This is a genomic window from uncultured Maricaulis sp. (assembly GCF_905480005.1).
Lineage (GTDB): Bacteria > Pseudomonadota > Alphaproteobacteria > Caulobacterales > Maricaulaceae > Maricaulis.
This window is the reverse complement of the sequence record NZ_CAJQOO010000054.1, coordinates 1-10,432: the sequence shown is the minus strand read 5'-3', so window position 1 is coordinate 10,432 and position 10,432 is coordinate 1. Positions and strand designations below refer to the sequence as shown.

The 10,432-nt window shown below is 64.5% G+C and carries 8 protein-coding genes; 5 read left to right on the top strand and 3 right to left on the bottom strand.

Going from position 1 to position 10,432, the window contains the following annotated elements; genetic code table 11:
• Positions 1-1,603 (bottom strand): tetratricopeptide repeat protein (locus QZ266_RS06190; protein ID WP_295692734.1); only part of this gene is annotated, 1,603 nt, incomplete at its 3' end.
• A 220-nt stretch (positions 1,604-1,823) separates the two neighbouring features.
• Between QZ266_RS06190 and carA the strand changes: the two genes are divergently transcribed.
• The 3 genes from carA (at position 1,824) to QZ266_RS06175 (ending at position 5,298) form a co-directional block, all read left to right on the top strand.
• Positions 1,824-2,996, top strand: coding sequence for a glutamine-hydrolyzing carbamoyl-phosphate synthase small subunit (carA, locus tag QZ266_RS06185; protein ID WP_295692732.1), 1,173 nt, complete (start codon positions 1,824-1,826; stop codon positions 2,994-2,996).
• 162 nt (positions 2,997-3,158) lie between these two features.
• Complete coding sequence (locus QZ266_RS06180; protein ID WP_295692729.1) at positions 3,159-4,664, top strand: peptide ABC transporter substrate-binding protein; 1,506 nt, start codon at positions 3,159-3,161, stop codon at positions 4,662-4,664.
• Positions 4,657-5,298, top strand: a complete 642-nt coding sequence (locus QZ266_RS06175) for a hypothetical protein (RefSeq protein ID WP_295692728.1) — start codon at positions 4,657-4,659, stop codon at positions 5,296-5,298. Before QZ266_RS06180 ends, QZ266_RS06175 begins: the two co-directional genes overlap by 8 nt.
• Here QZ266_RS06175 and QZ266_RS06170 read toward each other — a convergent pair.
• Both QZ266_RS06170 and QZ266_RS06165 read right to left on the bottom strand, forming a co-directional pair.
• The gene (locus QZ266_RS06170) at positions 5,295-5,531 is read right to left on the bottom strand and encodes a helix-turn-helix transcriptional regulator (protein ID WP_295692725.1); all 237 of its coding nucleotides are present in this window, start codon (positions 5,529-5,531) and stop codon (positions 5,295-5,297) included. The two genes, QZ266_RS06175 and QZ266_RS06170, sit on opposite strands and share 4 nt — an antisense overlap.
• Positions 5,528-6,097, bottom strand: coding sequence for a DUF2975 domain-containing protein (locus QZ266_RS06165; protein ID WP_295692722.1), 570 nt, complete (start codon positions 6,095-6,097; stop codon positions 5,528-5,530). Before QZ266_RS06165 ends, QZ266_RS06170 begins: the two co-directional genes overlap by 4 nt.
• A gap of 446 nt (positions 6,098-6,543) precedes the next feature.
• On the opposite strand from QZ266_RS06165, the gene carB reads away from it, so the two are divergent.
• Positions 6,544-9,801, top strand: coding sequence for a carbamoyl-phosphate synthase large subunit (carB, locus tag QZ266_RS06160; protein ID WP_295692720.1), 3,258 nt, complete (start codon positions 6,544-6,546; stop codon positions 9,799-9,801).
• A 55-nt stretch (positions 9,802-9,856) separates the two neighbouring features.
• Positions 9,857-10,330 carry a transcription elongation factor GreA gene (gene greA / locus QZ266_RS06155; protein ID WP_295692717.1) on the top strand — a complete coding sequence of 158 codons (474 nt, stop codon included), beginning with the start codon at positions 9,857-9,859 and terminating at the stop codon, positions 10,328-10,330.
• Positions 10,331-10,432 lie beyond the last annotated feature (102 nt).

The window sequence follows — 10,432 nt, the reverse complement described above, 5'->3', positions numbered from 1 at the left end:
CCGCGCGCAACTCACCGACATCGGCGGCATCAACGCCGTCGAGCCAGTCCTCGCTGAATTCGGTCTCGTCGCCGGCCATGCCGGGCACGACGGCCCGCAAGGCCTCGATCAGGACCGGGCATTCCTCGACCACCTGGATCGTGCTGTGGGATCGCAGCACGCTGTCCAGCAGCGTCGTGCCCGAGCGCGGAAAGCCGATCAGGAAAGCCAGGTCGTGCCCCGCCTCGATACGCGGCGCCTCTTGCGGTGTTACCGCGGCCCGCACCCCCGACGCGATCTCGGCATCCAGTCGCCGCGACAGGCTCTCCAGCCGCGCCAGCGGGCGGGTGTGGTCACAAGGCCCGGCGATTTCCCAGCCGGTCTCCAACAATCGATTGCCGACCTCGAAATGACGCCAGGCCTCGTCATGTCGACCGAGCTGGTCCGCAATCCGGCCGGCTGTAAAGCGCGCGCCGCGCCGGGCCTCATCGGCAAGCCCGCCCGCCAGCGCCGCCTTGATGGCCTGATCAGCCTGTTCAATCTCGCCGGACCGCAGCAGGGCGCGGGCATGGGCGTGATGGAGGTCGGCCTGGTCCAGGTCAGCGCCCAGCTGGACCGCACCGGCATAGAGGCTCAGCCAGGCCTCTGGATCGAGATCGCGCTCATGGTAGATCGCGGCGGCGATCAGCAATGGGGCGGGCGGCGCCCCTTGCGCGAGTGCCGAGCGGAAGATGTCAGCGGCGGCCTCGCCATCCCCGCTCGCGTCCAGGACCCGCGCCTCGAGCAGATGCCAGTGCGCCGCCTCCCCGATCCGGGCGTCCGGCAAGCGCTCGAGCAGAGCCCTCGCCTTGTCCGGCCGGCCGTGGGCGAGGCAGTGATTGCAATAGGCATCGGCCAGACGCAGGCGCGGCCCGCAAAGGTCCAGAGCGCGCAGCAAGACGCGCTCGACATCATCGCGACGGGTCTCGGCCTCGCTGAGGACCGTCGCCAGCGCGTGCCAGCCATCGGTCTCGTCCGGCGCCAGCGCGATCGCGCGCCGGGCATTGAATTCCGCTTGCTGCCAATGGCCACAGGCCATGGCGAGGCGCGAAAGCGTGACCCAGAGACCGGGACGCTCGGGCAGAACCCAGACCAGGGCCCGACCGGTCTCAAGAGCCTGTGCCGGGTCACCCCCTGCCGCAGAGGCTGCGAGCGACGCCAATTGATCTGCCGCGGCGGTCTGCCCGGACCGGTCCGCCATGCCATCGAAACGGGCCCTGATGGCGTCATCGGCGGGATATTGCGCGGCGGCCGCCTTCAGGGACGCATCATCGGGCAGGCGTCGGCAAGCCTGGTCGAGACAGGCGGCGCCCCGGGCCGTCTCACCGAGTTCCACCAGCGTTCGCACCAGACCAATCCAGAAGCCGGCCTGGTCCGGCCGCAAGCGTGTCGAGGTGAGAAAGCACGGCAATGCCAGCCAGGGCTGGCCCGCCATCAGGCTGACGGCACCCAGATTATTGTGGGCGCTGGCCAGATGCGGATCGAGATCGAGCGCCCGGCACCAGGCCAGGGCCGCGCCGTCACGATCCCCTGCCTTCAGACAGGTATTTCCCTCTGCGATGAAGGCTTTGACGGCTTCGCTCATGATGATGGCACATCCCCTGTTCTGCGCGCCAGTATCGCGAGCGGGTCGGTCAGGCGGCAAGTCGGGCGCGCAGAGGCGGTCTGGCGCCGGGTTCAACCATCGCTTCGCTATTGACCCGGCCCGCCACAGGGTCTAGCAGAGCGCCCGTTTACCCGCCCCTTGCCGCTGACCGATTCTGGTGGCTGTGACGGCGCCCCGCGAGACCCCTGGAGACATAGTCATGACGTCCACGCCGACCCAAACTCCAACCGGCGCGCTGGCGCTTGCCGACGGCTCCGTTTTCCTCGGTCATGGCACGGGCGCGACCGGCACTGCGCTGGGCGAAGTCTGCTTCAACACGGCGATGACGGGGCACCAGGAAATCCTGGCCGACCCGTCCTATGCCGGACAGGTCGTCTGCTTCACCTTCCCGCATGTCGGCAATGTCGGCGCCAATGCCGAAGACGAGGAAGCCGCGTCCGAAACGGCCCGCAAGGCCGCGGTCGGCATGATCAGCCGCGCCAAGATCACCCCGCCGGCGAGCTGGCGCGCCGAGCAGACCTTCGAGGAATGGCTGTGCGCGCGCGGCATTGTCGCCCTGACCCGGGTCGACACGCGCGCCCTGACCCGCAAGATCCGCGAAGGCGGCATGCAAATGTGCGCCATCGCCCATGATCCGGCCGGCAATATCGACATTGACGCCCTCAAGGCCGCCGCCGCCGGCGCCCCGACCATGGAAGGTCGCGAACTGGCCGCCGATGTCGCCCGCACGTCGACCGATGAGTGGAATGAAGGCAATTGGACGCTTGGCGAAGGCTATGCCGTCGGCCCGGAAGACGGTCCCCGCGTGGTCGTGCTCGACTACGGCGTGAAGGCCAATATCCTGCGCCTCCTGACCGGTGCCGGCGCCCGCGTCGCGGTGCTGCCCGGCAAGGCCGGAATCGCGGATATCAAGGCCCTGAACCCGGATGGCGTCGTGGTCTCCAACGGTCCGGGCGACCCGGCCGAGACCGGCAAATACGCCCTGCCGACGATCCAGGCCGTCCTCGACGCCAATATCCCGACCCTGGGCATCTGCCTCGGCCACCAGATGCTGGCCCTCGCCATCGGTGCCAAGACCGCGAAAATGCCCCAGGGCCATCACGGCGCCAATCACCCGGTGAAGAATCACGAGACCGGCCAGGTCGAGATCGTGTCGATGAATCACGGTTTCGCCGTCGACGGCGCCACCCTGCCCGGCAATGCCGAAGAGACCCATGTCTCGCTGTTCGACGGCTCCAATTCGGGCTTCAAGCTGACCGACAAGCCCGTCTGGGCCGTCCAGCACCACCCCGAAGCCAGCCCGGGCCCGCAGGACAGTTTCGGCGTGTTTGACCGGTTTGTGGGTGAGTTGAAGGGGCGGGTTGAGGCCTAGGCAAACAAGCCCCCATCGACCGTAAATCAATTGAAAGCTCGCGCAATGCGCAAAGCTGGCTGGCAAGTGGTCTATGGCTGGGCCTGCGCTGCGCGCCGCATTTCAAACTGAACTCGTACTTTCACTGGACAACCCGCCTCCAAATCGCGCCATCATGGCGCGATGCTCAACCGACGCACCCTTCTCGCCGCCACCGCCGCCACATCGCTCGCCGCCTGTGGGCGCGCCGGCCCGCCCGCCGACCTTCTGCGTGTCGCCACCAGCGGCCTGCCGGACAGTCTCGATCCCGCGCGCGGTGAGTTCGCAGCCGCGGCGCTGGTCTACAAGCAGATCCATGCCGGTCTGACCGAGTATGCGCCGGACGGATCGGTCGGTCCGGGCCTGGCGGAAAGCTGGTCTGTCGATGAGAGCGGCCTCGTCTGGACCTTCCGCCTGCGCGGCGGCCTGGTCTGGTCGGATGGCTACCCGCTGACGGCTGAAGACGTGGCCTGGTCGGCCCGGCGCATTGTTGATCCGGCCGAGAGTTTTGCCGTTCTGGGCGATTTTTATGCCGTCACCAATGCGCGGGCGATCCATGCCGGCGAGATGGCGCCGGACCGGCTGGGCGTGACCGCGCGCGATGATCGCACGGTGGAATTCCGGCTCGACACGCCGCTGGGCCTGCTGCCCACCCTGATGCGGGAATTCTACCCCTTCCCGCGCCACGTCATCGAACGCGTCGGGCTGGACTGGATCCGCCCCGAACACATCGTCACGGCCGGCGCCTACACCGTCACCGCCGAAAGCCAGACAAGCCTCGATCTGACCAGGAACCCGAACCACTACGCCACCGACCAGGTCGCGATCCCGGCCATCCGCATCGACGGGGTGCGCGAGGATGCCACCCGCATGCGCCTCTTCCGCGCCGGCGATTACGACCTCGCCGACCGGCCCCCGGCCAACCAGATCGACTATTGGCGCGAGCGCTTGGGGGATCAGTTCCAGAGCTTCGACGCCCCGATCCTGCGCTACCTGAAGGTCAATCATGCCCGGGCGCCGCTGGATGATGCCCGTGTCCGGCGCCTCCTCTCTCGGGCAATTGACCGGGACTTCCTGGCCCGGGAATTTTATGCCGGGACGGCGTCGCCGACTGATCTCGTCATTCCGGGCAGCCAGCTCACCGGTGCCGAAATGGCGCCACAGGCCGGCGGCGTTGCGCGGCCATTGCAGATTCGCACCACGACCGGTGAGGGTGAACGCCTGGCTGTCGCCATCGCCGATGACTGGGGTCGCCTCGGTGTCGAGACCGAGCTTCTGGTCAGCTATCCCACTGATCTCTACCAGGCTGTCGATGCGGGCGATTTCGACATCGCCATCGCCAGCTTCAATCGCGGCCTGAAATCCGATCCGTTCTTCATGCTCGACCCGTTCGCGCCCGGCGGTTTCGCAGCCAATTTCAACTGGCAGGACGAGACCTTCGCCGAGCTTGTCGCAGCCGCAAGGCGGCAGACTGCCCCCACGGCGCGTCGTCAACTCTATCTGGCCGCCATGGAGCGCATTCACGACCAGATGGCCATCATCCCCCTCCTCCACGAACGCGCTCACTGGCTGGTCGGCGAGCGTGTCATAGGCACACGGAGAGACATACAACCAATGTTGTGGCGGGATCTGGAGCTGATCGATGGCTGACCTATCACATACGCTGAAGGAACGCTGGCACGCGCAGATGACCGCACTCGGTTGGAAGACCGGCGAGTCGGCAATCGACGGCATCCTGTCCGCCTATGGCGAACCCCATCGCCGATACCATGGCCTGTCGCATCTGATCTATATCTTCGACCGGCTCGACAGCCTGCACGACACGCTGACCGAACCGGCGCGGGTGTGGATGGCAGCCTGGTATCACGACATCCTGTACGATACCCATCGCAAGGACAATGAGGCCAAGAGCGCCGACCGGGCGAGTGCCGAATTGCCAGCTCTCGGCGCCGATCCCGACCTGGTCGGGCGGGTGGATGCGTTGATCCGGGCAACCGCCAGCCATCAGGATGGTGGGCGGGACAATGATGACGCTCTGTTCCTTGACGTCGACTTCTCCATCCTGGGCGCGCCAGAGGATATCTATGACCGCTATGCAGAGGGCGTGCGGGAAGAATATGGCTGGGCACCCGGCCTGCTCTACCGACAGGGCCGGCGTGCCTTCCTCAAGGACGCGCAGGCGGCGGAACGCACTTTCCTGACGGATCAATTCGAAACTGAACTCGGCGACAAGGCCCGCGCCAACATGCGGCGCGAGTTCCTGGCACTGGGCGGCAAGCTCTAATCCGGCACCCGCCGAAACTCGAACAGCTCGCCCGGCTGGCAATCCAGTGCGTCGCAGATCGCGATCAGGGTAGAGAAACGGACCCCCTTGATCTTGCCGGTCTTGATCATGGACAGGGCCTGTTCGGACACCCCGATCCGGTCGGCGAGCTCCTTCGAGCGAATCTTGCGGCGCGCCAGCAAGACATCGAGATGGACGATGATCTCGCCCGGAGGCACGTCCGGCTCCCTCACAGGATCAACTCCAATTCCTCGGTGCGCTTGCGCCCCTCGGCGAGGATGAAGGCGATCAGGAAGAAAAGCAGTGCAGCTCCGATCGCCTCGAGATCGCCCGAGCCCAACGTCACATTCAACGCGTTGGGGACATTGGGATTGCTGACTGACAGGAAGACGCCCAACACGATGTGCTCGACCGGCGACCAGATCGCGGCGATCAGGCTGGCCAGGGCAAATTGGCGAAAGCCGATGACCGCCTGTGCCGAGAAGAAGGCGCCGCGTGCCGCCTCGCGGAACAGCGTTCGCAGGTGGAAAAAGCCATACACCATGATGGCCAGGCCGATCGTGGCGATCCCGGCGCCGCCGAGCCGGATCGGCAGGCCGAACCAGGACAGGTCACCGCCCCCGAAACCATCGGCCGGTGCGGCTGTTCGGGTGATCCCCGACAGGTCCGGGAGGAGCCACATACCCCAGGTGAAGATCGGCAACAGCACGGCAATCACGGTGATCGCCCACCCCAGGAAAATGCTGAGTCGCCGGATTTTGGATTCTGTGGCGGACGGGGTCATGTCGCTCTGGGTCACGGTTCGCGCATCCTGAATTAAAGTTTAACTTGAATTTTTTCTGATATTAGTTGAATCGTCTGGTGTCGGCAATCGGAGGCGTCACCGTGATCAACCCAACCCCCAGCCGTCGCGGAAACTGACGTTTGGCCCTCATGCCCGTCCCACCCTCACGCCGGGACGGGCAAAAGCGCACACTCCCGATTGCCGACACCCGGCCAGGCCAGGCCCCTTCGCGGTGGCGATGAAATATGAGGCCTCGAAGCCCTGCAACTTCAGTGCTTTGGCGAGAAATCACTAATTCACACAGTTTACCTCTCGCCATGGCGCCGATTCCGCGATAGGTACCCGCTTCAGCACCAAAACTGATCGCTCGAACGGCACTCCGTCCCCGGAGGGTCGCGATGAGCGCGCGCGCTTGACACACGCGCCGCGCAAGCACGAGACGGGAAAAGAAAGCCACGCCCATGCCCAAACGCACAGACATCCAGTCCATCCTGATCATCGGCGCCGGCCCCATTGTCATCGGACAGGCCTGCGAATTCGACTATTCGGGCGTGCAGGCGGTCAAGGCGCTGAAGGCCGAGGGCTACCGGGTCATCCTGGTGAACTCCAACCCGGCCACGATCATGACCGATCCGGAACTGGCTGATGCGACCTATATCGAACCGATCACGCCGGACATGGTGGCCAAGGTCATCGAGAAGGAACGCCCGGACGCGCTCCTGCCGACCATGGGCGGCCAGACGGCGTTGAACTGCGCGCTGGAGCTCGACAAGCGCGGTGTGCTCGATCTCTTCGGGGTCGAGATGATCGGCGCCAAGGCGGACGTCATCGACAAGGCCGAGAATCGCGAACGCTTCCGCGACGCCATGGACAAGATCGGCTTGGAAAGCCCGCGCTCGCGCACCGTGCACTCCCTGAGCGAAGCCGACGCGGTGATGAGTGAAATCGGCCTTCCGGCCATCATTCGCCCCTCCTTCACCCTCGGCGGCACAGGCGGCGGTATTGCCTATAATGTCGAGGAATATCGCGAGATCTGCGGGACCGGCCTCGACGCCTCCCCGGTTGATGAAATCCTGGTCGAGGAATCGATTGTCGGCTGGAAAGAGTTCGAGATGGAGGTCGTCCGCGACCGGGCGGACAATTGCATCATCATCTGCTCAATCGAGAATGTGGACCCGATGGGCGTGCATACGGGTGACTCGATCACCGTCGCCCCGGCCCTGACCCTGACTGACAAGGAATACCAGATCATGCGCTCGGCCTCGCTCGCCGTACTCCGCGAGATCGGTGTCGAGACCGGCGGCTCGAACGTGCAGTTCGCGGTCAATCCAGCCGATGGGCGCATGGTCGTGATCGAGATGAATCCCCGCGTGTCGCGCTCCTCGGCGCTGGCCTCCAAGGCGACCGGATTCCCGATCGCCAAGGTCGCCGCCAAGCTGGCTGTCGGTTATACGCTCGACGAGATTGCCAATGACATCACCGATGGCGCCACACCGGCCTCCTTCGAGCCGACCATCGACTATGTCGTCACCAAGATCCCGCGCTTTGCCTTCGAGAAATATCCGGGTGCGGAAGCCAAGCTGTCGACCTCGATGAAATCGGTCGGCGAAGTCATGGCCATCGGTCGCAGTTTCCAGGAAAGCATGCAAAAGGCGCTGCGTTCGATGGAAACCGGCCTGTCCGGCTTTGACGAAGTCGAGATCCCGGGCGTTGACGAAGCCATCGATCTGGATGCCCGCAAACAGGCCGTCCGCGCCGCGCTCGCCCTGGCAACGCCGGACCGTCTGCGCGTGATCGCGCAGGCTTTCCGTGAGGGGCTGGATGTGGGTGAAGTCGAGCGCGCCTCGCTCTACGAACCCTGGTTCCTGCGCCAGATCGAAGAGATCGTCACGACCGAAGAGGATATCGCCACGCTCGGCCTGCCGGATACGGCCGAGGCCTTTCGCGACCTCAAGGCGATGGGCTTCTCCGATGCCCGCCTCGCCCAGCTGGTGAAGGTCGAGGAAGTCGATATCCGCAAGGCCCGCCGCGCCCTGGGCGTGCGCCCCGTCTTCAAGCGTGTCGACACCTGTGCCGCCGAATTCTTTGCCGCCACGCCCTATATGTATTCCACCTATGAATTGCCGGCCTTCGGCGTCGAGGCGGAATGCGAGAGCGATCCTTCGGATGCGAAGAAAGCCATCATCCTGGGCGGCGGTCCGAACCGAATCGGCCAGGGCATCGAATTCGATTACTGCTGCTGTCATGCCGCCTTCGCCTTTGGCGATATGGGCATCGAGTCGATCATGGTGAACTGCAATCCGGAGACGGTCTCCACCGATTACGACACGGCCGACCGCCTCTATTTCGAGCCGCTGACCATTGAGGACACGCTCGAGCTGATCGAGACCGAACGGGAAAAGGGCACCCTGCTGGGCGTCGTCGTCCAGTATGGCGGCCAGACCCCGCTCAAACTGGCCAGCGAGCTGGAAGCGGAAGGCGTGCCGATCCTCGGCACCGCGCCGGACGCGATCGACCTGGCCGAAGACCGCCGCCGGTTCAAGGACCTGCTCGACAATCTCGGCCTGAAACAGCCGCCCAATGCCATCGCCTCCTCGGACACCGAAGCCCGCGCCGAAGCGGAAAAGCTGGGCTTCCCGCTGGTTCTTCGCCCTTCCTATGTGCTGGGCGGCCGGGCGATGGAAATCATTCGCGAGATGGACAGTTTCGAGCGCTATATCCGCGAAGCCGTCCACGTGTCCGGCAAGTCACCCCTGCTCCTCGACCGCTATCTGACCGATGCCGACGAGATCGATGTTGATGCGATCTGCGATGGCGAGGATGTCTGGGTGGCCGGTGTCATGCAGCATATCGAGGAAGCCGGCGTGCATTCCGGCGACAGCGCCTGCTCGCTGCCGCCCTACAATCTCTCCGACGAGATGATTGCCGAGCTGAAAGCCGAGGCCGTTGCCATGGCCAAGGCGATTGGCGTTCGCGGCCTGATGAATGTCCAGTTCGCGGTCAAGGATGGCGAGATCTACGTGCTGGAAGTCAATCCGCGCGCCTCGCGGACAGTGCCCTTCGTGGCCAAGGCGATCGGCCAGCCCGTCGCCAAGATTGCCGCCAAGGTCATGGCCGGCGCCAAGCTGAAGGATTTCGGCCTCAAGGACCCGGCCCCGAAGCATATCTCGGTCAAGGAAGCGGTCATGCCCTGGGCGCGCTTCCCGGGCGTCGACCCGGTTCTCGGACCGGAAATGCGCTCGACCGGCGAGGTCATGGGCATTGATACGAGTTTCGAAGCCGCCTTCGCCAAGGCCGAACTTGGCGCCGGCATTGCCCTGCCCCGCAAGGGCGGTGTCTTCATCTCGCTGAAGGAAGGCGACAAGGCGGCAATGATCGAGCCCGTCCGCGTCCTCAAAATGCTCGGCTTCACCATCCTTGCCACCGGCGGGACCGCCAGGACTTTCGAGGATGCCGGCATTCCGGTGACCCGCGTGAACAAGGTTTTCGAGGGCCGTCCGCATATTGTTGACGCGATGAAGAATGGCGAAGTGCAGTTGATCTTCAATACAACGGAAGGCCGTCAGTCCCATCTGGACAGCTATTCCATCCGCCGATCTGCGCTTGAATCACGCATCCCCTGCTACACCACGGCTTCGGCCGCGCGGGCCGCCATTGCATCACTGCGCCGCATTGATGAGGGAGCGCTTGAACCGCAGGCGCTGCAGACCTACTCTTGAAGGCCAATTAAGCGGAGGCTAGCCTGTCTCCTCTTTCCCGAAGATAAGTGGTCGCATGAACAAGATCCCGATGACCGTCGCCGGGCAGATTGCCCTCGACGAAGAGCTGAAACGTCTGAAAACCATCGAACGCCCGGCAGTGATCGCGGCGATTTCGGAGGCGCGTGAGCATGGCGATCTTTCCGAGAACGCTGAATACCATGCCGCCAAGGAGCGTCAGGGCTGGATTGAAGGCCGGGTGCAGGACCTTGAGGACAAGCTGGCTCGCGCCCAGGTCATCGACATCTCGAAAATGTCCGGTGACACCGTCAAATTCGGCGCGACGGTGACGGTTCTCGACGAGGATACCGAACAGGAATCCACCTACCAGATCGTCGGCGAAGACGAGTCCGATGTGAAGTCCGGCAAGATTTCCATCTCCTCACCGATTGCACGCTCCCTGATCAACAAGGAAGTCGGCGATGTGGCGGAGGTCAACGCACCGGGCGGCCTGAAGAGTTATGAGATCATGTCGGTGACCTGGCAGTAGGCCACTCTTGCTACCCGATGCTTTGCCAAGCCGGCGCTCCGAAGGGGCGCCGGTTTTGCGTTTGGGGGATGCTCAAAAGAGGCTCAAAGTCCGGCGAAACAG